This window comes from Thermophilibacter provencensis, assembly GCF_900128445.1.
GTDB classification, from domain to species: domain Bacteria; phylum Actinomycetota; class Coriobacteriia; order Coriobacteriales; family Atopobiaceae; genus Thermophilibacter; species Thermophilibacter provencensis.
Map to the genome: position 1 here is coordinate 84954 of NZ_LT671417.1, position 23789 is coordinate 108742.

Consider the following 23789-nt stretch of genomic DNA (forward strand, 5'->3'; position numbering starts at 1 on the left):
CCTAGAGTATGCCCCAACGCGGCCCCGAGGCCTCCTGACAAAGGTGATGACAGAGGTGACGGGTGATGACAGAGGTGACGGGTGATGACAGAGGTGACGGGGGAAACTGTCATGAGACTAAGGTCTCATGACAGTTTCCCCCGTCACCTCTGTCATCCCCCTCAGCCCTGCATGCAGGACCAGAGGGAGAGAAGGACGACAATCGCGAGTCCGAGCACCACGACGTAGACGCAGCCCACCGTAAGCCCCGCCTTGAGGGCGCCGAGGGCCATCCAGACGCGTTCGCTGGTTGTGAGGCGGACCTCGGGCTCCCTGCGACCGCGCGGGCGCTCTCCCGGCGCCTCGGCTCTCTCACGCACGCGCGCAGGTGCGTGACCAAGGAGCGACGGCCGCTCCACCGCCGACATGTCGGCGATGACGCGGCCGTCGTCCTCGAAGTCGTCCGTGCGCCTCCTGCGAGCCACCGTGACCTACTTGTCGTAGAGATGGCAGGAGACGAAGTGTCCCGGCTCCAGCTCTCGCTGCTCGGGCGCGATCTCCTTGCAGCAATCCTTGGCAAACGGGCAGCGGGTGTGGAACTTGCAGCCCTTGGGCGGGTTTGCCGGCGAGGGGATGGAGCCCTCGAGCACGATGCGGTTCTGCTTGGCCTTGGGGTCCGGGATGGGGATGGCCGAGAAGAGCGCCTTGGTGTACGGGTGCAGCGGGTTCTTGAAGATGTCCGCAGTATAGCCGTACTCCACCATGCCGCCCAGGTACATGACTCCGACCGCGTCCGAGATGTGCTCGACGACGGAGAGGTCGTGGCTGATGAAGAGGTAGGTGAGCCCGCGCTCCTCCTGCAGGTCGTGCAGGAGGTTGATGATCTGCGCCTGGATGGAGACGTCGAGCGCCGAGACCGGCTCGTCGCAGACGATGAACTCGGGGTTCAGGGCGAGGGCGCGTGCGATGCAGATGCGCTGGCGCTGTCCGCCGGAGAACTCGTGCGGGTAGCGCATCTTGTGGAATGGCTGCAGGCCGCACTCCTCCATCACCCGGTCGATGTAGTCGTCAAGCTCATCCTTAGGAACAAGGTTATGCTCGCGAACCGCCTCGCCCACAATCTCGGAGATAGGAAGTCTCGGAGAAAGGCTCGAATACGGGTCCTGGAAGATGATCTGCATCTTGGTGCGGACGTCGTGAAGCTCTTTGGCACTGAGGCTGTAGACCTCGCGACCGTTAAAGAGCACGTCGCCACCGGTCTTCTCGCCCGCGAGGCGCAGGATGGTACGCCCCGTGGTGGACTTGCCGCAGCCGGACTCGCCCACGAGGCCCATGGTGTGGCCGCGACGTAGCTTGAAGGAGACGCCATCGACGGCCTTGACCTGGCCGACGACCCGGTTGAACATGCCGCCCTTGATGGGGAAGTACTTCTTGAGGTCGTTTACCTCGAGGATGATGTCCTCGGTGCCGGGCGCGGCGGGGGCCTTGGTGGACGTGACGTCCACAGTCGCGTTCGTGGAAGCCATTACTTGTCCTCCCCCTCGTTGTCGGAACCGCCCGCGATGATGTCGTCGAGCACGGCGGCGGTTTGCTTGGCGGCGTCGGCCGACTTGTCGTCATAGTAGCGGTAGCAGCTCACCTCGTGCGTGGGCGAGAGCCGCACCATATGCGGATAGGCGCCATCGCAGGCCTTGACGCAGAGCTCGCAGCGGTCCTTGAAGTAGCAGTAGTTGGGCATGTTAACCGGGTTGGGGACCTTGCCCGGGATGGAGTAGAGGCGCTCCACCTTCTTGCCCACCACCGGCTTGGAGGCCATGAGGCCGATGGTATAGGGATGGGCGGGGTGGTCGAAGATCTCCTCGGCGGTGCCGCGCTCGACGATGCGGCCGGCGTACATGACCACCACGTAATCCGCCATCTCCGCCACGACGCCGAGGTCGTGCGTGACGAGGATGATCGAGGAGTTGATCTTCTCCTTGAGCGAGCGGAGAAGGTCGAGGATCTGCGCCTGGATAGTCACGTCGAGGGCGGTGGTGGGCTCGTCGGCGATGATGATGCGCGGGTTGCAGGCGAGCGCGATGGCGATCATGATGCGCTGACGCATGCCGCCCGAGAGCTCGTGCGGGTACATCCCGTAGACGCCCTCGGAGTTTGCGATGCCGACGGTCTCGATCATCTCGATCGCGCGGGCCTTGATCTGCTCCTTGGACCAGTCCTTGCCGTCGTGGAGGGCGATGACCTCCTCGATCTGCTCGCCCACCTTGAAGACCGGGTTGAGCGAGGTCATGGGCTCCTGGTAGATCATGGAGACCTCGGAGCCGCGGATCTTCTGCATGGCCTCCTCGGGCGCCTTGGTCACGTCGATGGCGTGGTCGCCGAGGTTGAGGCGGATGGAGCCGCCCGTGACCTGGCCCTGCGGGCGCTGCAGGAGCTGGATGAGCGAGAGGCACGTGACGGACTTGCCGCAGCCGGACTCGCCCACGACGCCCACGGTCTTGCCCACGGGGACGTCATAGGACACGCCGTCGACGGACTTGACGACGCCCGTGTCGGTGAAGAAGTACGTGTGCACGTCGTCGAACTCGACCGCGTTGCCCGGGTCGCGCATCTCGCACGCGTACTCGGAGGGATCGGCGTTCTTGCGCTTGCGCTTCTTCTCGTACTCCTGCGTGATCTTGCGGTTTTCCCTGGAGATGCGGCGGGACTCCTTCGCGGAGAGGTAGCCCGCCTCCTTCTTCTTCTCGGAACCAAACATTGGCTGCCCCTCCCTAGCGGTTCATCTTGGGGTCGAAGGCGTCGCGCAGGCCGTCGCCCACGAAGTTGAAGCCAAGGACCGCAAGCAGCAGGCAGATGCCGGCGGGAATCCAGATGAACCAGTAGTTGGTCATGACGAAGGCGTTGTTGACGTCGGAGATGATGTTGCCCCACGAGGCGAACGGGAACTTCACGCCCAGGCCAAGGAACGAGAGCGTGGCCTCGGTGATGATCGTGGAGCCCAGGCTCATGGTGCAGGAGACGATCAGCTGCGGCATGACGTTGGGGATGAGGTGACGGACGATGCGGTGCGGAATCGAGATGCCCGTGGCCTCGGTGGCGAGCATGAACTCCTGCTCGCGGAGGGACAGGATCTGGCCGCGCACGAGGCGCGCGATGGAGGGCCAGGACAGGAAGCCGAGGATGAGCATGAGGTAGATCATGCGGATCCACGGGTCGAGGCGCATGGCGTCCATCGCCGAGCCGAGGATGATGATGATCGGCATCGAGGGCAGGCAGTAGAAGATGTCGACGATGCGCATGATCAGGTTGTCCACCCAGCCGCCGAAGTAGCCGGAGATGCCGCCCATGATGACGCCGAGGCCGGCGGCGATAAACACGACGATGAAGCCGATGATGAGCGAGACGCGGCCGCCGTACATGAGGCGCGTGAGCATGTCCATGCCGTTGCCGTCGGTGCCGAGCCAGTGCTCGGCCGAGGGGCTCGCATAGCGGTCGTAGACCAGGTTCTCCGTGGTCTCGGTGACGTTGTAGACCTTGGAGTAGGCGTCATAGGAGATCGTGTAGGTGTGCTCGGCGCCGCTGGCGTCGGTGTAGGCGACGTCGCTCACGTCTGCGGAGACGGCGGTGAGCAGCGCCTCGCGAAGGTCGTCGGGGATGACGGTGTTGCCGTCGGAGGCCGAGATCACGAACGGGCTCACCATGGCGACGGTGGCACCGGAGGCGTCCATGACGTTGCCGGACTCGTCGAACGAGTAGGTCTGGCCGTCAGCCTCGAAGGTGTTGCCGGCGGCCTGGGCCTCGGCTGCCTCCTCCGCGGCGTTCTCCTCGCCGCCCTCGACCACGACGACGCCCTCCTCGGTCACCTCGGGGGCGGGGGCGGCGTCGCCGGCCGCAGTCGCGTTGGAGACGGCCGTGATGGCGGCGATCTGGAAGTCGAAGGAGAGCGCCGACGCGCCGGACGGAACGCTCACGACCTCGGTGGAGGCGTAGGCCACGACCTCGCCGCCCTGCCTGAACACATAGAGGTCGGGCGCGGGCTGCTCGATCGTGTAGGTCACGCCGCTACGCTCGAAGGACGTCGCGCCGGAGCTGATGGCCGTGTTGGCGCTGGACTGCACGAGGGCGCCGAAGTCGGCGTCGGGCGCGGCGGAATAGCGCAGCGAGGTGGTCTCGGTGATGCCCGCGTACTGTGTGTTGAGCTTCGTCATCGTGGAGAACGTCTGGTCCTGGCCGTAGGGGCTCACCAGACCACCGATGAACGAGAACACGAACATCACAACAAGAATGACGAGGCCAACGACCGCAAGTCGGTTACGGAAGAAGCGCTTGGCGATAAGCGCGCCCGGCGAGAGCACCTTCACACGACGGTCGTCGTTAAGGGAGTACTCCTGCGCATCGTCTCTCGACTGATCGTTCTTCTCGGCGGGCATGCCGTTCTTGGAATCGCTCATGAGTTACACCCGCCTTCCTAGGAAATGCGTACGCGGGGGTCGACCACCGCGTAGAGGATGTCGGTCAGGAGGTTGGAGAGCAGCGTGATGATGGCGATGAACGTGAGGAAGAACATCGTGTACGGGATGTCGCCTCCGGTCATGGCCTGGTATGACGTGTAGCCCGTGCCCGGGATCATGAAGAGGGTCTCCGTGATGAGCGCACCGGAGAAGAGGCCCGGAAGCGAGCCGCCGATGACGGTCACGAGCGGGATGAGCGTGTTGCGGAAGGCGTGCTTGTAGATGACCTTGCGCTCGGGCAGGCCCTTGGTGCGCGCCGTGCGGATGTAGTCGGCATTGAGCACCTCGAGCATGTTGGTGCGCGTGTAGCGCATGAGCGAGCCGATCTGGATCACCGTGAGCGTGACCACGGGCATGATCATGTGGTTCACCATGTCAAGCGCCTGGCCAACGGCATCGAGCTGGGCGAAGTCACGCCCCATGAGGCCGTAGAGGTCAAACCAGCCGAGCCCGACCGAGAAGATCAGCTTGAGCAGCGTCGCGAAGAAGAAGGTGGGCAGCGAGATGCCCGCGAGCGCGACGGCGGAGATGATGTAGTCGGCCTTGGAGTACTGGTGGGTTGCGGCCAGGATGCCCAGCGGCACAGCGATGGCAGTCGAGAGCACGAAAGCGATGCCACCCATCGCGAACGAGATGCCAATGGTGTTCTGGAACTCGGTCAGGACCGGCACGTTGAACTTCCAGGAGTCACCGAAATTGCCGGTCATGAAGTCGCCGAGCCAGGTGACATATCCGATGGGCACCGGCTGGTCGAGGCCATACTGGGCGTTGAGCTGGGCCATCCACTCCTCGAAGGACTTGGCGCCCGGCGCCTGAGAGAGCTGCATCGCCATGGTCTCCACGTAGGAGGACGGCAGCGCGCGCATCAGGCCATAGATGATGAAGGTCACGCACAGCAGGATGATGACCGAGATTCCGATGCGCTTGACGATATAGGTTCTCACGTCGCAAACGCTCCTCTCACTTGTGCCCGCCCATTCGCGGGCAGAAGAGACCCCGTTTCTGCGCTGGAAGGCGCAGCCTCTCTGTCTTCCAGCACGGGAAGGAGGTCTCTCAATCCAACAGGGGACCAGCCCCTAGCGATGGCGCGGGGCGCGACGGCACTCTGCCGTCGCGCCCAACGCGTTCAACTTGGGAAAGGGACCTACTTGAGCTCGAGCTTCTCGATCTCATCCTTCCAGGTCCAGTACGGGGTCTGGTCCTGGACGACGGAGTCGATGTTCACGCGCTCAGAGGAAACGAGGGTGCACTCGCTACGCTGGTAGACGGGCAGCTCGACGCCCCAGTCGAGGATGATGTCCATGGCCTCCTTGTAGATGGCCTTGCGGCTCTCGGTCTCGAGCGTCTGGCGGCCGGCCTCGATGAGCTCGTCGAGGTCAGCGTCGTTGATGCAGTAGTAGTTCGTGGAGCCCTGGCTGTGATAGAGCTGGTACATGTCGGGATCGGCCGTGGACTGCCAGGCAGCGCACCACATCTCGGCCTCGCCAGACTGGTAGGAGGCAAAGAGGTCGGAGGCGTTGGCGATGTCGTTCACGATGAAGTTCATGCCGATCTCGGAGAAGGCGTTCTTGGCCTCCTGCAGGATCATGAAGGTGGGGTGGTCGCCCTGGCCGCCACCGCCGATGTTGCACTGGTACTCGAGCTTGGCGCCCTCGGGGGCAGCGGTGAGCATGCCGTCGGCGACGGTGTAGCCAGCTGCCTCGAACCAGGTGAGCGCGCCGGCCTTGGCGGCCTCGATGCGCTCGTCGTCGCTCATGCCGTCGGTGAAGAGCGGGTTGCCGGAGGCGTCGGTGGAGTAGCAGACCGCGTAGCCCGGATCGGTCTCGTTGGGGGACGCCCAGGAGGACGTGGAGATCGGGTAGTTGAGGACCGACGCGGTGTCGCCGTAGTAGGAGGCGACGCCGGAGGCGCGGAACGGCGAGATCAGGGTGCAGATGGCCTTGCGCAGCGCCTTGGAGGCGTCGGAGGCGGGGTCGCCCGCGACGTTCACCTTGTTGGCGGAGATGGCCAGGTAGCCGTAGCCGCGGTAGTCGTGCAGGAAGGTGGTGATGACGTCGCCGGAGGTGGAGTCGTTGCCGTTGATCTCCTTGATCTGGCCCTCGACCTCCATGGAGTAGGACGGCTGGGAGATGTCCAGCGTGCCGGCCTGGACGCCGGTCACCATGTCGGCCTCCTGCGACTCAACGAGGTTGAGGTGGGCGGTCTTCGGGGCGCCCTTGTAGTACTCCTCGTTGGCGGACATGTGGACGGTGCCGGAGGTGTAGTCGTCGAACTTGAAGGCGCCGGAGCCCATGGGCTGGCCGTTGAGGCCACGGGCCTTGGAGAGGTCGCCCTTGGTGAAGCCGAAGGAGTTGTTCTCGTAGTCGTAGAGCGACTCGTCGCCGTAGTACTTGTAGGAGCACGGGGCGATGGAGAGCTGATAGATCATCGTCGCGTCGACGCCGTTGGTGACGACGGACATGTTGTAGTCGTCAACCTTGACGATGCCCGCAACGTTCGGCGCGGCCTCGCCGGTCTCGACGCCCTGGGTGCCCATGTTGTAGACGTCCTCGGGGATGAGCTCGGAGAGGGGGGTGCCGGCGGTCTCGGCCTCGCACGCGGAGAAGTTCCAGTCGTAGTTGGCGCCGATGGCCTCGAAGAAGTCGGTGGCGGTGGCGTCGGCGGGCAGGTCGGGGTAGGCCCAGCCAGCTGCGGCGGAGGCAACGTCGGTGGCGCCGTTCTCCATCATGTAGTCGACGATCTCCTGGGCGAACTTGGCGCCGCCGTCGTCGACGGCCGCCCAGAAGGCATCCTGCTGCTCCTGGGTGAAGTAGGTGAAGTCGGTGTTCTCGCGGCCGGCGTTGCCGATGAGCGAGGCCAGCGTGGCCATGCCGGAGCGGTACTCCGCGAGGCCCTTGATGTCGTTGGAGTAGAGGGTGGCCGACCCGTCATAGGTGGGGTCGAAGTAGGAGTAGAACGTGAAGATGATGTCGTCCACCGTCATGTTGGAGCCGTCGTGGAACTTAAGGTCGTCACGAAGCTGGACGTTGTAGTTGACGGTGCCGTCGGCGTTCTCGACCATCTCGATGTTGGCCGGGCCGGTGTAGGTGTACTCGGTGCCGTTGTACTCCTTGGTCTCGCCCTCGATGCCGTTGTAGACGGGCTCGGCCATGCGGTCGGTCGCGAGGAGCGTGATGTTGTTGAAGCTCACGACGTCCTGGTCGGCCGCAGAGGCGGTGAACAGCGGGCAGAACTTGCCCTCAAGGCCGTTGGTGGACGCAACGAGGGTGCCTGCGTGATCGGAGCCGCCCTCGCCGCCGTTGCTGGCCTCGCCGCCGTTGCCGTTGCAGGCGGCAAGGGCGAGCGCGCCCATCGTGGCTGCGGAGAGCCCGAGCATCCTTCTTCTGGTTACGAGCATCTTTCCCTACCTTCCTCCCATGTGGGGATCGTCTTCAACCGGCGCACTTCCCCGAGCGCGTCCGGCGTAGAGCCTCGGTACAGGATACCTAGTATCTCATACTCCGGGTGAATGTTACTTTTTGGAAATCTTAAAAGCGACTGGAGCGGTATCGCTTTCACGCACTGGTTACAAACTGGTTTCACCAGTCGCGGACCTGCTGCAGTCGCGTGACAGGGGGACGGAGGATTTGTCACCGCTCCGTCCCCCTGTCACGCCGTCTCGTCGGATTCCCGGAGCTCCCGCCACTCGTCCTCGAGGATTGCCATGAGAACGTCGTCGCAGTAGGTGCCGCCGGGCAGGAGCATGGCGTCGCGCAGGACTCCCTCGCGACGAAACCCGGCGCGCTCGTAGACGCGCTCCGCGCGCGGGTTGATCGAGAAGACGTCCAGCTCGAGGCGGTGCATGCCCAGCTCCGCAAAGGCGTAGTCGCGCGTGAGGGCGCATGCCCAGGAGCCGAGCCCCCGGTCGCGGCCCGCCGCGCCGAAGATGCAGATCCTGAAGTTGGCGCCTCTCGCCCGCCAGTCAATCTCGTTGATGACGCTCTCCCCCAGGACGGCGCCCTCGGGCGAGAAGATCAGCAGGTCACGACGGTCCGGGTCATCCACGCAGCGCAGGAAGAAGCTCGTGGCCTCGTCCTTCTCATACTGGTCCCCGCTGCCCGTGAGATACGCGGCCTCCGCGTCGAGCGTCGAGAGCCCCGCCCAGTAGGCGTCCGCGTCCCCGGCGCGGGCGAGCCTGAGCACGTGACCGTCCGCCCGCTCCCAGCATACGTCGACCTTCTCCATGCGACCCTCCATTTGTGAATTGGGGACTGTCCCCAATTTACACAAACAGCTTCTGGACGTCGGCGCGGGCGCGCCAGACCGTGGCCCAGCACACGGCGAGCGCGCAGCCCGCCGCGAGCGTCATGCACGCCCGCACGTCCAGCACCTCCCCCAGCGCCCCCACGACCAGCGTGAGAACGCTGCGCCCCGCCATGACGATCGCGCCTTCGAAGGCGTTCATGCGGGCGCGCAGCTCGTCGGGCAGGTAGGTCTGCACCGCCGCCTGCCGCAGCGTGGCGCTGTTGATGCCGCAGAAGCCCACCACCGCGCGGTTGGTCAGCATGAGCGGGTACGGCAGCCACAGCAGGACCATGTCCATGAGCTCGTAGAGGTTGTAGACGCCAAAGCAGATGCCGAACTTGCGCTCGTCGGGGACGCGGAGGCGATACTGCACGACGCCGCCCAGGCTGCGCCCGATAAACTCCGCCACCGAGAAGAGCGCGTAGAGCGCGGGCGAGAGCCCCGGCGCGGTGGAGAAGTACGCCACGAGCAGCGGCGCGTAGCCGCTCGCGACGCCGTTGGTCACGGCCTGGTAGGCGTACATGTTGGCGAGCCCGCGCTCGCCTCGCAGATAGCGGGCCGCCTCGCGGACGTCGGCCCACCACAGCGCCAGCGACGCGCGCTCGCCGTTCATGCGCCGCTCCTCGCGGACGCGGATGCGACTCTCCACGGCCGCTGCCGCCGCGGAGAGGCAGCCCTGCGCCACGAGCACCCAGCCCACGCCCACCGTCTCGTAGAGCACGCCCGCCACCGGCATCATCACGACGTTCATGACCGGGTAGAGCATCGACGAGACCGTGTAGCCGCGCTGCTCCATGCCCTGGGGGATCAGCTTGGGGTACATGGAGTTGTACGCCAGCTCGTCAAACGCGCCGAGGGAGGAAATGATCAGCGAGAAGACGAGGTAGCCCACGTACGAGAAGCTGAAGTGCATCAGATACAGCCCGGCGAGCGCGTAGAGGACGGCGTTCACGCAGTCGCCCGCCACGAGGAAGGGCTTGCGCGGAAGACGGTCCATCCACGGCGCGGCCGCGATAGGCACCACGAAGTACGGCACGAGCTGGATGGCCAGGACGAGCGCCGAGGCGAGCGTGGAGCCCGTCTCGTCGAAGACCAGAAACGAGAGCGCGAAGCCGCCCGCGACGCTGCCGATGGCCCCGAGCGCGGAGGCCACGGTCACGAGCGTGAAGTCGCGCGTCCAGAGGGTGGTCGCCGCCATGTCTCACCGTCCTTCTCGTTGTCCATCTTTAGTATGGCGGCCACTTAAGCGAGAAGTGAGATGGCGTTTTGGGAAAATGCGTCAAGCATATTGGTGCTGACAGAGGCTAAGTCGATGTTCATGAGAGAAATCGGCGGCATTGGGTACAATCCCCACACCGCAGCAGGGCTCCGCATCGTCGGGCCGCGCCCTCCGAAAGGAGGTGACGGCCTCATGGACCTTTTGATTGCTCTCCTCAAGCTGGCTGGGGCAGTGCTCAGCCTTGCCGCAGGTGTCATCAGGTTTCTGTCCGCGACGAGCGAGTCAGGCGACGAAACGGACGGGGACCGTTAGCCACTGAACTAACGGTCCCCTGAAGTCCTATCGGGCGCGGCCCCCATTCCACTGCGGGCCCTGCCGTCCCTCTTATTGTACCCCGCTCACGCCGTCGTATTCAACGACCGCGGGGAGCTTGAGCGGGAAGTCGCGCTCGAGCTCGAAGGCGGCGCGGTACTGGCGGTTGGCCGTGTGCCACTCGAGGACCCACGGCAGGTGGAACGCCGCGAAGCCGATGGGCAGCTCCGCCCGGCAGCGCGCAAAGACGGCGAGCAGCGCCTTGCCGTACTCGGGGCGATGCAGGTAGTCGGGGTGCTCCAGGCGAAAGCGCACCACGTCGCAGAGTTCGCCCGCAAGGTCATCCCCCACCTCGGTGCGCGGCTCGCGCTGCGCCTCGGGCACGCGGTCGAGCGCCGCGAGCGCCTCGTCGCGCCGGCCCAGGCCCTCGCAGCACACCGCGAGCTTGTGCAGGTCGAGCGCGCTCGGGTCATCGAGCGTCGAGAAGAACGCGTAGGCCCGCTCGAAGTGGCCGCACTCGGCATGGGCGGACGCGGTGTTGTAGGAGATCGTCCGCAGCATGTCCTTCTCGCCCAGCGTGCGGGCCAGCCGGCTGGCGACGCGATACTCGACCTCCATGTTCTCGAAGTCAAGCTGGTTGCAGTAGCAGTTGCCCAGGCAGACCTTGGCCGAGAGCATCACGCGCGCCCGGCCCTCCCGCGCGGCCAGCTCATAGGCCTGTCGGAGGAGGTCGATTGCCGGGACGTAGTTCTTCTCGCCGCTCTCGTAGGCCGCCGCGCCGGCCTGAAGGTATGCGTACGCGCAGGGGTTGAGCCTGAGGGCGTCGTCAAAGCGCCCCTGTGCCAGACGCTGCAGGCCCAGCAGCCTCCCGTCGAGAAGGACCTCGAGCTCGGGCTCCACCGGCCGGGCGGGCTTGGCGAGAAGCCCCTCGAGCAGCGTCGCCTCCGCCACGAGCGGGCTCGTCGCAAGGTCGGCCGCGAGGTCGGCGAGCTCCGCGGTGAGCGCCGGGAACGCCGCCTCGTCAAAGGAGAGGAGGGCATCGTAGCCGCGGTCCAGCACGTCGCGCGCACGGGCGAGAAACGCCTCGTCGTCGTGCCATGCGATGCCCAGGCGCTCGAGCAGAGCGCCCGTGACCTCCGGGCTGGGGTCGGCCTCGCCGCGCTCGATCTTGGACAGGTACGAGACAGCGCAGATGCCGTGCGCAAGGCCCTTGAGGCTCCAGTCGCGCGCGAGGCGCTCGCGGCGGACGAGCGCACCGACCCCGGCGATCACGCGGGCTCCCAGGCGGTGTCGAGGCAGGCGCGGCGCAGCGTCACGAGCGCCACGACCGAGACCGCCTCGCAGGCGAGAAACGCGAAGTCCGCCGCCGCCGGCGCCGACCCGCCCGTGGCGAGAAGGACGACCTCCCCCACCGCGGCGACGAGGCCCAGGGCGGCCGCCACGACGCAGCGTCGCGGCAGCGCGCCCACGGTCTCGTCCCGCACGTAGACGCGCACGCGCTCGCCGGCGACGGAGAACCTGCCCATGCCCCAGAGCACCGCCACCATCGACACGAACTGCGCGATATACGGAAGCACCACGTAGGGGCAGCCGGAGAGCCCCGCCGGGTTGGCGAGCGACGCGCCAAGCACGGCGAGCGCCGCCGCGCCGCACGCCGCCCACAGCGTGACGACGAGGCGGCGCCGGTCCTGCCCTCCGGCAAGACGGACGTGGTCGCCGAGGTAGGCCATCTTGCCGTTGTCGTCAAGACCAAAGTCCTTGAGCCGCTCGCGCGCCTTCTTCCTCACGTTCTTATCGCCCCTCCTCTTGCGTGCAAAAGTGACTGTCCCCTTTGCACGCTACAGGTCGTAGGACTCGAGCCAGGCAGTGGCGCGCTCGCAGATGGAGCGGAGGCACCCCTCGTCGAAGGGCGAGGTCATGCCCGCATGGGCGAGAAGGTCCGTGAAGGCACGCGTGCCGCCCTGGCGCGTGTAGGCCATGTAGTGCTCCCAGGCGCCGGAGAAGTCGTCCTGCGACATCGCCCAGAACTCGAGCGCCACCGTCTGCGCGAGACAGTAGTCGATGTAGTAGAGCGGGTTCTCGTAGATGTGGCTCTGGCGCTGCCAGCCCTCCCCCTCGGCGTAGAAGGGGATGTCGCCATCGAGGCGCATCCACGGCATGTACTCGCCGAGCAGCCGCCGCCAGGTGGCGTGGCGCTCGGCGGGCGTCATCTCGGGGTGCTCGTAGACCTCGTGCTGGAAGTGGTCGACCATCGTGCCGTACGGGATGAAGGTGATGGCGCCGGCAAGGTGCGCGTAGCGATACTTGCGCGCGTCCTCGCCGAAGAACTCCTCCGCCCACGGCCACGCCATGAACTCCATGGACATGGAGTGGACCTCGCAGGCCTCCGTCGAGGGCATGGAGAGGCCGATGGGCGTCTTGTCCGTGTTCATGTAGTAGGAGAACGCGTGGCCCGCCTCGTGGGTGACCACCTCGACGTCGCCCTGCGTGCCGTTGAAGTTGGCAAAGATGAAGGGCACGTCGTAGTCCGGGATCTGCGTCATGAAGCCGCCGCCGGCCTTGCCCTCGGTGGAGAGCACGTCCATGAGGCCGCGATCGAGCATCATGTCGAAGAAGGCGCCGGTCTCGGGGCTGAGCGCGCGGTAGAACGTGCGACCGGCCTCGAGGACGTCCTCGGCGGTGCCGCGCGGCACGGGGTTGCCGGAGCGGAAGGAGAGCGCCTCGTCGGCAAAGGAGAGCGGGTACTCCACGCCCAGGCGCTCCGCCTGCGCGCGGTAGACCTTATCTGCCAGCGGCACCACGTAGGCGCGCACGGCCTCGCGGAAGCGCTCCACGTCCTCGCGCCCGTAGGAGAGCCGTCCCATGCGGTCATAGCCGAGCGGCAGGTAGTTCTCGTAGCCAAGCTTCCTGCCCATGGCGTCGCGCACGTGCGTGAGCTCGTCGTAGATGCGGTCAAGGTCCGCCTGGCGCTCCTTGTACCAGGCGCCCTCCGCCTTCCAGGCCGCTAGGCGCTGGGCGTCGTCGGCGGACTTCTTGAACGGCGTGAGCTGCGAGAGGGTGTAGGTGCCGCCCTCAAAGGGGATCTGCGCGGAGGCGATGAGCTTCACGTACTCCTGCACGAGGGCGTTCTCGCGCTTCATGTCCTCCACGATCTGGGGCTTGATGGTGCGGCGCTCCTGCTCCGCCTGTGCAAAGAGCAGCGTGCCGTACTTCTCCTCCAGCTGCGCGCGAAAGGGCGTGGCGAGAAGCGCCGCGGTGAAGGCGTCCGCGGCAGACTGCAGCTCGGGCTGGGCCTCGTCCCAGAAGGACGCCTCGCCGTCATAGAACTCGTCGCGCGTGTCGATGACGTGGCGGATCATGGCAAGCTCGGCGGCCGTCTGCGTGTGACGGTCGAGCCGGTCCTTCTCGAGAAACGCGGCCTCCGCGGCGTCGAGGCTCTCGGCGGACGCCAGCGCCTCGGCGAGGCGGGCGTACTCGGCCTTCACGGCCTCGAGGTCAGGGCGCTCGTAGGGCATGTCCTTGAACTTCACGGCATCGCTCATGTGGGCTCCTCCCCTGGGGAAGCCACCCGACGCGGGGTGCGCGGGGGCAAGTTCGGCTATGATTCGAGATGGTATTGTACCCGTCAGAGGAGTTTTCCATGCCTAGCTACGTTCTCAGCTGCTGCTCCACTGCCGACGTCACGCGCGAGTGGCTCGACGACCGCGACATCAAGTACCTCTACTTCAACTACTACCTGAACGGCGAGATGTGCAAGGACGACTTCGGGGCAACCAACTCCCCCGCCGAGCTCTATGCCAAGATGCTCGCTGGCGCCGAGGCCAAGACCTCGCAGATCAGCGCCGGCGACTACATGGCGCACTTCGAGCAGTACCTCTCTCAAGGGCTCGACGTGGTGCACCTGACGCTCTCCTCCGGCATCTCGGGCACCTACAACTCCGCCTGCGCGGCACGTGACCAGCTGGCCGAGAAGTACCCGAACCATCACGTCTATGTAGTTGACTCGCTCGCTGCCTCGTCGGGCTACGGCCTGCTCATGGACCGGCTGGCTGGGCTGCGCGACTCCGGCATGGGCGCCGCGGAGCTCGCCGCCTGGGCAGAGGAGCACAAGGGCGAGGTCCAGCACTGGTTCTTCTCGTCCGACCTGACGTTCTTCATTCGCGGCGGCCGCATCTCCAAGGCGGCCGGCCTCGTGGGCGGCATGCTCAAGATCTGCCCCTTGATGGACGTGGCGCCGGACGGGTCGCTCGCCGTCAAGGAGAAGATCCGCACCAAGGCCAAGGCCATCAATCGTGTGGTGGAGAAGATGGTCGAGCTCGCCGAGGGCGGGCGCGACTATTCCGGCAAGTGCTTCATCAGCCAGTCCGAGTGTCTCGCCGACGCGCAGGAGGTGGCGCGCCGCATCGAGGAGACCTTCCCCAGGCTCGACGGCAGGGTGGAGATCTTCCCCATCGGCGCCACCATCGGCGTGCACACCGGGCCGGGCACCGTGGCAACGTTCTTCTGGGGCCAGCGGCGGGCGTAGACACCGCGCGCGGACTCCTTGGGGCGGTCGCCGGCTCGGCGGCCGCCTTCTTTCTTGTTGCGGGCGGGCCCCTCCCTGACGGCGGCCGGCGCGACGCTACAGGGGAATCGAGAAGAACCTCTCGTAGAGGGCAATCTCCTCAGGGGTATCCAGGCTCGAGGCAAACGTCACGTGCCCGGGGCGGGCCTCGCGCGCGAGGAGGCCCTCCTCGGCGAGGCGCGCGCGCAGCTGGCGGGCCGTCCCCGCGCCGCCGTCGAAGAAGCGCGCCTCCGGCCCCAGGACATCGGCGATCTGCCGGCGCACGAAGGGGTAGTGCGTGCAGCCGAGCACCACGGCGTCAACGGCACCCGCGTACGGGCCCACGAAGCCGCGAATCATCTCCGAGAGGTCGGGCGCGCCGAGGTCGCCGCGCTCGATGCGCGCGGCGAGGCCCGGGCACGGGACCGAGATGACCTCGCACTCCCCTCCCCAGGCGCGCGCGAGCTCGTGGTACTTCTCCAGCCGCAGCGTGACCTCGGTGGCCATCACGAGGACGCGCCCGTGCGGGAGCGCCCTGGCGGCCGGCTTGAGCGCGGGCTCGATGCCGACGATCGGAACGGCCGGATGCGCGGCGCGCAGGCGCGCCGCGGCCACGGACGTGGCGGTGTTGCAGGCGATGACGATCGCCTTCGCGCCGTCCGCGAGAAAGCGCTCGGCAATCGAGCGGGAGAGGTCGAACACCTCGTCCTCGGTCTTCTCGCCGTAGGGCGCGTTGGCAGAGTCGCCGAAGAAGCGGAAGTCCTCATGCGGCAGCTCGGCCACGAGGGACCGCAGGACGCTGATGCCGCCCACGCCGGAGTCGAAGACCCCCACAAAGCCGTCCACGCGCACCTCCTCCAGCACGTCGCCTACGGGTTATAGGATACCCAATGTGACAGCGGCGCGCCCCTCGGGCATACTGGGAGCACGCCGCCGGCGTCGGGGCCGCGCACCTGACGAGCGACCCCGTCACCTTTGTCATGAGAGGAGCGCGCATGCCCCAGGGACACGGTCCCTTCGACCAGATCTTCTCCGAAGCGTTCGGCACCAGGTTCGAGTCGCTCGCCCGGTGGAGCCGCCGAGCGCTCGTCGTGCTCGCCGTCGTGCTCGTGCTGGCGCTCGCTGCCTGCTACTGGTGGTTCCACCCCGCAATCAACCTGGGAAGCAGGCAGGTCTGGACCTGGATCATCGCCGTCGCGGCGCTCGCGGCGGGCGGCCTCTGGGTGGCCTCGCTGCGCTCCTCGAGCCGCAGCGCGCTCCTGCGCCGCCTCATGGTCGTCCCCGCCAGCGTCGTCGCCGCCTTCGTGCTGGGCGTCCTTCTCGGCCAGCCCTTCATCCCGGGCAACGCCGAGCGCTACGCCTCCGTCCTCACCACCACGGAGGGCACCTTCGCGGAGGACATCGAGGAGGTCGACTACTCGGAGGTGCCCGTCATCGACCGCGACTCGGCGATCATCCTCGGCAACCGCGCGATGGGCTCCATCCCCGAGTACGTGAGCCAGTTCGAGATTGCGGACACCTACAGCCAGATCAACTATCAGGGCCGTCCCGTGCGCGTGAGCCCGCTCGCCTACGCCGACCTCTTCAAGTGGCTCTCGAACCGCGACACGGGCATCCCCGCCTACGTGCTCGTGGACATGGCATCGCAGGAGACCCAGGTCGTGCGCCTCGAGCGGCCCATCATGTACTCGGACTCCGAGCCGCTCGCGCGCAACGTCGACCGCCACGTGCAGCTGCGCTACCCAACCTACCTCTTCGACCAGAAGTCCTTCGAGCTCGACGAGGACGGCAACCCCTGGTGGGTCTACCCCGTCCAGCGCCGCACGATCGGCCTCTTCGACGGCACGACCATCGCGCGCGTCGTCCTCGTGGACGCCTGCACCGGCGAGACTGAGGACTATGCGATCGAGGACTGCCCCGCGTGGGTCGACCGAGCCTACCCCGCCGACCTCATCATCGAGCAGTACAACTGGAGCGGCGCCTACTCCGGAGGCTGGCTCAACTCCTGGCTCGGCCAGCAGGGCGTGGTGCGCACCACCCCGGGGACCAACGGGGAGCTCGGCTACAACTACCTCGCGCAGGGCGAGGACATCTACCTGTACTCCGGCGTCAGCTCGGTCACGGCCGACAGCTCCAACGTTGGCTTCATCCTGGTGAACCAGCGCACGGGCGAGTCGCACTACTACCCCGTTGCCGGCGCGACGGAGGACTCCGCGATGGCCTCGGCAGAGGGGCAGGTTCAGAACCTCGGCTACCAGTCCACGTTCCCGCTCCTGCTCAACGTGGCGGGTCAGCCCACGTACTTCATGAGCCTCAAGGACGACGCGGGCCTCGTGAAGATGTACGCGATGATCAACGTGGAGCAGTACCAGACCGTGGCCACGGGCTCCACGGTGGCCGAGTGCCAGGAGGCGTACCTCGACATGATGGCGGACGCGGGCGTCCTTGGCGAGGACGAGGCCGCGGCCGCCTCCGACAAGCGGGACGTCGAGGGCGTGGTGGAGACGATTGCGCAGGCCGTCGTGGACGGCAACTCCCACTTCTACGTCACCCTCGTGGGCGATGACGCCATCTACGACTTCGCGCTGCCGGGAATGCTGGAGATCGTCACGTACCAGCCCGGGGATGCCATCTCGTTCACCTGCACCGAGTCCGACCGCGTGATGACGGTTACGTCGCTTGGCGAGAGGGACGAGGCGGATGCCCCCACGGACCCCGATGGGACAGCCATCGAGGGCACGGCGGAGACCCCTCCCCAGGAGGGGCAGGAGGGCTAGGGCGCGGCGTCCCGGCTGAGGCCGGGGCGCCGTTTTTTCTGGTGCGCCGCTCGCCCCCGCATCCTCACCATTCGCGGTATATCGCATATTACTGTACTATGTCTATCGAAGTAGTACGTTAGACTAGGCTCAAAGACGGACGAGGAGGTGACCCATGGCGGGCAGAGACGCGGAGAGCGACCTCATCAGGGGCAACATCGACGCCATCGTTCTCAACGCCCTCACGAGCGGGGACTCCTACGGATACGAGATCTTGAAGGACGTGGCCAGCGCGAGCGACGGCGCCTACGAGATGAAGGAGCCCTCGCTGTACACGAGCCTCAAGCGCCTCGAGGGGCAGGGGCTCGTGGAGAGCTACTGGGGCAGCGAGTCCCAGGGGGCGCGTCGCAAGTACTACCACATCACCGAGGGCGGGCGCGGGGAGCTCGCCGAGGCCACGGCGCGGTGGGTCCGCGCCCGGACCATCATCGACCGACTCCTCAGTCAGGACGGAGGCGCCACATGAGCGGCATCAGCGACATCAGGATGTACGTCGAGCACCTCTTCGAGGGACGCACGCTCGACGCGGAGACCATCGAGCTCAAGGAGGAGATCTACGGCAACCTCGTGGCGCGCTACGAGGACTACCTCGCGCAGGGCATGGGCGAGGCAGAGGCGTATCGTCGCACCTGCGAGGCCGTGACGAGCGTCGAGGACGTCATGGGCGAGAAGGACGGCGATGCCGCGGCCGAGCCCACAGTCGTGGCGCCTGCGGTCGCCGCCGCGGAGGAGACGGGCGCCAGGGAGGACATCCCGCCCGCGCCCACGGCGGAGGCGGACGCCCCGCAGAAGAGGCGCTGGTCGACGGGGGTAATCGCTGCCGTTGCGATCGCGTGCGTGCTGATTGCGGGCATGGTCGTGGTGACGGCATTCAACCTCCTGAGGACGGACGACGCCCGCAATGCCTACAACAGCTCGACGGACGCGACCGTCCAGCAGGTGGACGAGCCGGACGGAACCACCCACACGGACCAGAACCGAGGTGACACCGTCACCACGAACACGCAGGCACCCAGCACGACCACCACGCAGCAGCCGCAGGACGGCCCCGTCGACAGCGATATCCTGCTCGTGACCGACGAGCTGGACGACCTCATCCGCTCAAACGACCCGAGCTCCTACGCGTCCCTCGCCCAGGGGTCTGCCCTCGACGTCATGGCCTCCCTTCCCCTCGGCTACCATGTCGCGTCCGCGGAGGCAGGCGCCCAAGCCGACGAGCTCCTCACGGAGTATGACTTCGGCAAGGACGAGCGGCTCGTGTACTTCGACGACGACGCCGTCGAACGGGCCCTCACCTATGATGCGGCAGTTGTGTTCTGCTCGATGCCCGGCGTCAACACCTGGACGGTCACGCTCGTCGAGACCGACCTCGAGGACCGTGACGTCGATGTGGACCGCTACTCCTTCAGGCGCTCCGACCTCGAGCACCTTCTCGGCGTGACGCTCGACGAGAGCCAGCTTGGACCCTCTGCCTGGAGCTCCGTGCGCGACCAGCTCATGTCAAAGCGGGTGTGGGACGAGGCCACGGACCGCGCCGAGCGCGACTAGGCTCGTCGACTGTACACGTGCGGCGCTTTTGGCCTTCCGAAGGGGGCCAAAGTGCCGCACGTGTACACCCGTCCCGAGCACGCATCCTCCCGTTCTGTCACAATCAGGGACCGGAACTGCCCCAGACAGAACGGGAGAACCATGAGCAACGAGGGCAAGAAGGTCAAGGTCCACTACGTCGGCACGCTCGATGACGGCACGAAGTTCGACTCCTCGCGCGACCGCGGCGAGCCGCTCGCCTTCACCTGCATGGCCGGCCAGATGATCAAGGGCTTCGACGAGGCCGTGCGCGAGATGGAGGTCGGCCAGGTCGTCGACGTGCGCCTCGAGCCCGCCGAGGCCTACGGCGAGCGCGACGAGCGCCTCATCCAGACCGTCCCCGTGTCCGCCATGCCCGGTGCGGAGGCCCTCTCCGCCGGCGACCGCGTCATGCTCACCGCGCCGACCGGCCAGCCCTTCCCCGCCGTGGTGACGGTGGTGGAGAACGGCAACATCACCTTTGACATGAACCACGAGATGGCCGGCAAGACACTCAACTTCAACATCGAGCTCATCGAGGTCGAGGGCTAGCACAGGCGCCCATGCGGCACCGGCCCGTGACGTCGCAAGCGTCACGGGCCATTCTTTTCCTCTTGACACGAACATTTGTTTGCAATATGGTTGTGCTACGGCCAGCGAAGGAATGCTGGGAGGCGCGCGACGGCGGGTCGCGGCCGCAGCGACGAGCGCATTGGATGGGTCGCCGAATCCGAACGTTCAGGTAGCGACCATCTCACACGAACAACCCAGTCTGATTCTCCCGTTTGTAGGGGCCATTTGCCCTTGAGTAATATAGGGGAAAGGTTATAGTATGAGGTGGAACGTACAGACCGAATTAATTCGAAGCTGGCTTGATTCGCTCGACGAGCCCGTTGCGCTACGCGCTGCGGAAGCTCTAGAAGCCCTTGCCGCAGACGGCCCCGCGCTCGGACGTCCTCTCGTGGATTCCATCCACGGATCTTCGATTCACAACCTAAAGGAGCTGAGGCCAAGATCAGCCGGAAGGAGCGAGATAAGGATTCTCTTCGTCTTCGATGAAGACAGAAACGCCGTGACGCTTTTGGCGGGAGATAAGGCTGGCTTCCTCAAGCGAGGGCCGAAGTGGGGCAAGTGGTACAAGAAGGCAATACCAGAGGCAGAGCGACGCTATAGACGCTATCTCGAATGGAAGGATAACGGTGGACACACTTGACGACTTTATTGCCCGCAGGGGCTTTGACCGGGAGGAGATTCACCGGGAGGCGCTCAAGCTCATAGCGGAGTGCCGAGCCTACGAGCTGCAGGAGGCGCGCAAGGCAGAGCACCTCACGCAGACGGACGTCGCCGAGCGCATGGGCATCAGCCAGGCGCGCGTCTCGGAGGTCGAGAGCGGTGACATCGGCTCGCTCAAGGTGAGCACGCTCATGCGGTATGCCGAGGCGCTCGGCGGCACCTTCGAGGCCCTCATCCAGATTGGTGACAAGACCATCCGGCTCGCATGAGCGCGGAGGGCGAGAAGGACGAGGGGACGTCCTTCTCGCCCCGCGCCTACTCCCAGGAGACGAGGTAGCTGAGCTCGTAGTCCTCGCGGCAGTCGAAGCGATACTCCGGACGCGTGGCCGGGCCGCAGCTTCCCGTTCCGATGCCCATCTGGAAGGCCTGGACGGTCAGGTAGGTGCCCGTGCGGACCTCGTCCTCACGGTGGAGCATCCCGCGCAGCTCCTCGTCGGAGTAGGGCTTGACCCCCAGCTCGAAGGGCCGCGAGACGGCCGTGATCTGCACGCGACGCTCCCCGTCCGAGAGTCGGACGTACTGGCAGTCCATGCGGTTGCCGCTCTCCTGGGGCCGGATGTTGGGCTCGGTCATGTCCTCCACCCGGCAGCTCACGCGCGCGACCTGCGCCTGCTCGCACATGTCACGGTAGGACTCGCCGTTGCGCCCGAGGTAGTCGACCTCGTCCCAGGAGGGGTCAAGCCGGTAGCACATGCCGAAGCGCGGCAGGTCACCCCGCCCGCGCTCGCAGTGGAGACGAGCGGTCACGAGCACGCCCGCCGCCACCGCCTCGTACGTTGTGGTACAGAGGAACTGGTGGCGGGGCAGCGCGAGGCGCGTCGTGACGACGACGCTCCCCTCGCCGCGAGAGACGCCCACGACCTCGCGGCATACGTCGTAGAACTCCTCGAGAGGCCGGTTTCCCGCGAGGTCGCGGTCGTTGTCCGTGGAGACGCGCGTCAGAAGGAGCGGCTCGGCCGCGGGAGCCATCACGCCGGGCAGAGCCAGGCCCTTCTCGCCGACCTCGCAACCCTCCGGGAACGACGCGCGGCGCTCGAGCAGGCCCGCGTCCAATGGCGCCATCTCGGTGAGCGCCATCTGCTCGCGTGACACCTCCTCGCCCGTCTCACGTCGGGTGACCGACACCGTGACCCATCTCATCCGGTTGCGCCGCAGGCCCTCGTCCTCGTCGGCCGCCCCCTGCTCGGTCGGCCGCACCAGGAGGGACTGCTGTCGGAGCGGGTCGACGTCGCACACGAGCTCCGCAACGCCCCCGTCGCTCCACTCGAAGCGCAGGGTGAACGCATCCCCCGGCGTGAAGGAGGTCGCGTTGAACACCATGAAGAAGTCCCCGCCCACGTGTCGCACGCGGAGCGGCCGATAGGCGTGGCGCACCACGCGCGCGCCCGTCGAGGGCGTGCGGTCGGGATAGAAGATCCCGTCGCAGCAGAAGTTGCCGTCGTGCTCCCACTCGCCGTGGTCGCCGCCGTAGGTGTAGCCGCCGCCCTCGTGCAGCACCGCATGGTCGGCCATCTCCCACACGCAGCCGCCCGCGAGCGCCTCATGCGCGTAGATCTGCCGCCAGTAGTCCTCGATGCCGCCCGGGCCCACTCCCATGGCGTGCGCATACTCGCAGAGTACGTACGGCCGGTCGTTGAGCCGCCGCACGCTCGAGCGGCCCTCCCCCACCGATATCACGCGCTCGACCGTGGGATACATCTCGCTTCCAACGTCGTACGCGCGCCGGCGCGAGTGAATGGCGCCCTCATAGTGCACCGGCAGGCCCGAGCGCGAGCGCAGCAGCTCGTACATGGCGTCGGCGTTGCAGCCGCCTCCCGACTCGTTGCCCAGGCTCCACATGATCACGCAGGGATGCAGCTTGTCCCGCTCGAAGAGGCGGTCGGCGCGGTCGAGGTAGCGCTCCCGCCAGCGGGCGTCACGCGTGATCCGGCCGTGGCTCGGCGGAACCCTCCCCACGAGCGCCCCGTGGGTCTCAAGATCCGCCTCGTCAATCACGTAGACACCCAGCTCGTCGCAGAGCTCGAGGAGCAGGGGGTCGGGAGGGTAATGAGAGGTGCGAATGGTGTCGATGTTGTGCCGCTTGCAGAGGAGCGCGTCACGCTCTATCTGCGCGGGGGTCATCGCGTAGCCCGCCTCGGGCGTGGTGTCGTGATGGTTGACGCCGTGAAGCTTGACCGGCCGCCCGTTCACGAGCAGCCGTCTGCCGTCAACCCGCACCTCGCGAAAGCCCACGCGACAGCGGACGCACTCGGACGCCGTCTCAACGTAGAGGTCGTAGAGAGCGGGGGTCTCCGCCGTCCACTCGCGCACGTCGAGCCCGTCAAAGGAGAGCTCGACCCTCCGGTCATGCGTCGAGGCGGCAGCCGTCCGCTCGAGCCCATGGCCCCGCAGCGTGACGCGCGCCTCGCCATCGTCGAGGAGGGTCACGCCCACGCAGAGGCGGTAGCGCACCCTGCCCGCACGCTCTTCTCGCCTCACGGTGGTCGAGACGTCCCAGACGCTCGAGAGGGTCACCTCGCGCAGCAGCACGTCGCGGAATATCCCGTTGTTGCGGAACATGTCCTGGCACTCGAGGTAGCTCCCCGTGCACCAACGCCGCACCACGACGAGCAGCTCGTTCTCGCCGACGCGCTGGAACGGGGTGAGGTTGAACTCCGCGGTGTTGTGCGAGCCCTCCGCGTAGCCCACGCGCCTGCCGTTGCAGTAGAGGTCGATGCAGCTCGCCACGCCGAGGAACGAGACGACGTGCCCGGACGCCATCTCATGCGACGAGAGCCCGAAGACGGTCCGATACACGCCGACGAAGTTGTACTCGTCGACGGGATGGTACACGCGCGGCCCGACGCTCCCCTCGCCCATGAGCGAGAAGACCGGCCCCACCGGCTCCGTCGTGGGAATGCGCGGCGGGTCGAAGGGGAACTGATAGCGAAGGTTCACGTAGAACGGCCGGTCGTAGCCCTGGAACTGCCAGCAGCCGGGCACGGAGACGCGGCCCCACGCCACGGCGTCGGTATCCAGCTCGTCCGGCAGCTCGGCGGGGCGTGGGTAGAAGCGGAAGTCCCACTCCCCGCTCAGGCACCGCACAAGCGTGGAGCCGTAGCGCCGCTCGACCGTCGTCACCGCCTCGCTCGAGGCGCGATTGGGATACGGAACGAAGTAGCTCCGCCCCGGCAGCCGGTTGACCTCCAGGACTCGAGCATCGGCATAGTCAACCTTGTCGAGCTCGTATCTCATCGCACACCCACCCCTCCGGTAAAAGCACCGTCCGA

Annotated in this window: 21 protein-coding genes; 8 read left to right on the forward strand and 13 right to left on the reverse strand. The window is 66.6% G+C overall.

Going from position 1 to position 23789, the window contains the following annotated elements; genetic code table 11:
• Window positions 1-161: 161 nt before the first annotated feature.
• The 8 genes from BQ7391_RS00405 to BQ7391_RS00440 all read right to left on the reverse strand — a co-directional run bounded on the left by BQ7391_RS00405 (window position 162) and on the right by BQ7391_RS00440 (window position 9969).
• The gene (locus tag BQ7391_RS00405) at window positions 162-464 is read right to left on the reverse strand and encodes a hypothetical protein (RefSeq protein WP_075278806.1); all 303 of its coding nucleotides are present in this window, start codon (window positions 462-464) and stop codon (window positions 162-164) included.
• A gap of 6 nt (window positions 465-470) precedes the next feature.
• Window positions 471-1505, reverse strand: coding sequence for an ABC transporter ATP-binding protein (locus tag BQ7391_RS00410; RefSeq protein WP_083662013.1), 1035 nt, complete (start codon window positions 1503-1505; stop codon window positions 471-473).
• Window positions 1505-2734: an ABC transporter ATP-binding protein gene (locus BQ7391_RS00415; protein WP_075278807.1), complete on the reverse strand. Its 1230-nt coding sequence runs from the start codon at window positions 2732-2734 to the stop codon at window positions 1505-1507. The genes BQ7391_RS00410 and BQ7391_RS00415 overlap by 1 nt, the downstream gene beginning before the upstream one ends.
• A 13-nt stretch (window positions 2735-2747) precedes the next feature.
• Window positions 2748-4427, reverse strand: coding sequence for an ABC transporter permease (locus BQ7391_RS00420; protein WP_075278808.1), 1680 nt, complete (start codon window positions 4425-4427; stop codon window positions 2748-2750).
• Between the two features lie 17 nt (window positions 4428-4444).
• Window positions 4445-5431: an ABC transporter permease gene (locus BQ7391_RS00425; protein WP_075278809.1), complete on the reverse strand. Its 987-nt coding sequence runs from the start codon at window positions 5429-5431 to the stop codon at window positions 4445-4447.
• 200 nt (window positions 5432-5631) lie between these two features.
• Window positions 5632-7884, reverse strand: coding sequence for an ABC transporter substrate-binding protein (locus BQ7391_RS00430; protein ID WP_075278810.1), 2253 nt, complete (start codon window positions 7882-7884; stop codon window positions 5632-5634).
• 251 nt (window positions 7885-8135) lie between these two features.
• A complete protein-coding gene (locus tag BQ7391_RS00435) occupies window positions 8136-8711 on the reverse strand; it encodes a GNAT family N-acetyltransferase (RefSeq protein ID WP_075278811.1) in 576 nt (191 codons plus the stop codon).
• Between the two features lie 37 nt (window positions 8712-8748).
• A complete protein-coding gene (locus BQ7391_RS00440) occupies window positions 8749-9969 on the reverse strand; it encodes an MFS transporter (RefSeq protein ID WP_075278812.1) in 1221 nt (406 codons plus the stop codon).
• Window positions 9970-10029: 60 nt separating this feature from the next.
• Here BQ7391_RS00440 and BQ7391_RS00445 point away from each other — a divergent pair, with 60 nt between their 5' ends.
• The gene (locus BQ7391_RS00445; protein WP_075278813.1) at window positions 10030-10302 is read left to right on the forward strand and encodes a hypothetical protein; all 273 of its coding nucleotides are present in this window, start codon (window positions 10030-10032) and stop codon (window positions 10300-10302) included.
• A gap of 72 nt (window positions 10303-10374) precedes the next feature.
• Here the strand turns inward: BQ7391_RS00445 and BQ7391_RS00450 are convergent, their stop codons facing one another.
• The 3 genes from BQ7391_RS00450 to BQ7391_RS00455 are packed head-to-tail and all read right to left on the reverse strand — an operon-like array spanning window position 10375 to window position 13844.
• On the reverse strand, window positions 10375-11574 hold the full coding sequence (locus BQ7391_RS00450; protein ID WP_159437334.1) for a helix-turn-helix domain-containing protein: 1200 nt from the start codon (window positions 11572-11574) through the stop codon (window positions 10375-10377).
• Window positions 11571-12089, reverse strand: a complete 519-nt coding sequence (locus BQ7391_RS12285) for a hypothetical protein (RefSeq protein WP_159437335.1) — start codon at window positions 12087-12089, stop codon at window positions 11571-11573. The genes BQ7391_RS00450 and BQ7391_RS12285 overlap by 4 nt, the downstream gene beginning before the upstream one ends.
• 51 nt (window positions 12090-12140) lie before the next feature.
• Window positions 12141-13844, reverse strand: a complete 1704-nt coding sequence (locus BQ7391_RS00455) for a M3 family oligoendopeptidase (RefSeq protein WP_200799551.1) — start codon at window positions 13842-13844, stop codon at window positions 12141-12143.
• A 98-nt stretch (window positions 13845-13942) separates the two neighbouring features.
• Here BQ7391_RS00455 and BQ7391_RS00460 point away from each other — a divergent pair, with 98 nt between their 5' ends.
• Window positions 13943-14827, forward strand: coding sequence for a DegV family protein (locus BQ7391_RS00460; RefSeq protein ID WP_083662015.1), 885 nt, complete (start codon window positions 13943-13945; stop codon window positions 14825-14827).
• A gap of 96 nt (window positions 14828-14923) precedes the next feature.
• Here the strand turns inward: BQ7391_RS00460 and murI are convergent, their stop codons facing one another.
• On the reverse strand, window positions 14924-15691 hold the full coding sequence (gene murI, locus BQ7391_RS00465; RefSeq protein WP_235858595.1) for a glutamate racemase: 768 nt from the start codon (window positions 15689-15691) through the stop codon (window positions 14924-14926).
• Between the two features lie 149 nt (window positions 15692-15840).
• Here murI and BQ7391_RS00470 point away from each other — a divergent pair, with 149 nt between their 5' ends.
• From BQ7391_RS00470 to BQ7391_RS00495, 6 genes are all read left to right on the forward strand, one after another.
• Window positions 15841-17622: a Tat pathway signal sequence gene (locus BQ7391_RS00470; RefSeq protein ID WP_235858596.1), complete on the forward strand. Its 1782-nt coding sequence runs from the start codon at window positions 15841-15843 to the stop codon at window positions 17620-17622.
• Window positions 17623-17776: 154 nt separating this feature from the next.
• On the forward strand, window positions 17777-18127 hold the full coding sequence (locus tag BQ7391_RS00475) for a PadR family transcriptional regulator (RefSeq protein ID WP_075278816.1): 351 nt from the start codon (window positions 17777-17779) through the stop codon (window positions 18125-18127).
• The gene (locus tag BQ7391_RS00480) at window positions 18124-19209 is read left to right on the forward strand and encodes a hypothetical protein (RefSeq protein WP_075278817.1); all 1086 of its coding nucleotides are present in this window, start codon (window positions 18124-18126) and stop codon (window positions 19207-19209) included. The genes BQ7391_RS00475 and BQ7391_RS00480 overlap by 4 nt, the downstream gene beginning before the upstream one ends.
• 141 nt (window positions 19210-19350) lie before the next feature.
• On the forward strand, window positions 19351-19779 hold the full coding sequence (locus BQ7391_RS00485; protein WP_075278818.1) for an FKBP-type peptidyl-prolyl cis-trans isomerase: 429 nt from the start codon (window positions 19351-19353) through the stop codon (window positions 19777-19779).
• A 280-nt stretch (window positions 19780-20059) separates the two neighbouring features.
• Window positions 20060-20440 carry a type II toxin-antitoxin system RelE/ParE family toxin gene (locus BQ7391_RS00490; protein WP_075278819.1) on the forward strand — a complete coding sequence of 127 codons (381 nt, stop codon included), beginning with the start codon at window positions 20060-20062 and terminating at the stop codon, window positions 20438-20440.
• On the forward strand, window positions 20427-20729 hold the full coding sequence (locus BQ7391_RS00495; protein WP_075278820.1) for a helix-turn-helix domain-containing protein: 303 nt from the start codon (window positions 20427-20429) through the stop codon (window positions 20727-20729). The genes BQ7391_RS00490 and BQ7391_RS00495 overlap by 14 nt, the downstream gene beginning before the upstream one ends.
• Before the next feature lie 46 nt (window positions 20730-20775).
• Here BQ7391_RS00495 and BQ7391_RS00500 read toward each other — a convergent pair whose 3' ends face one another.
• On the reverse strand, window positions 20776-23754 hold the full coding sequence (locus BQ7391_RS00500) for a glycoside hydrolase family 2 TIM barrel-domain containing protein (protein ID WP_075278821.1): 2979 nt from the start codon (window positions 23752-23754) through the stop codon (window positions 20776-20778).
• Window positions 23755-23789 lie beyond the last annotated feature (35 nt).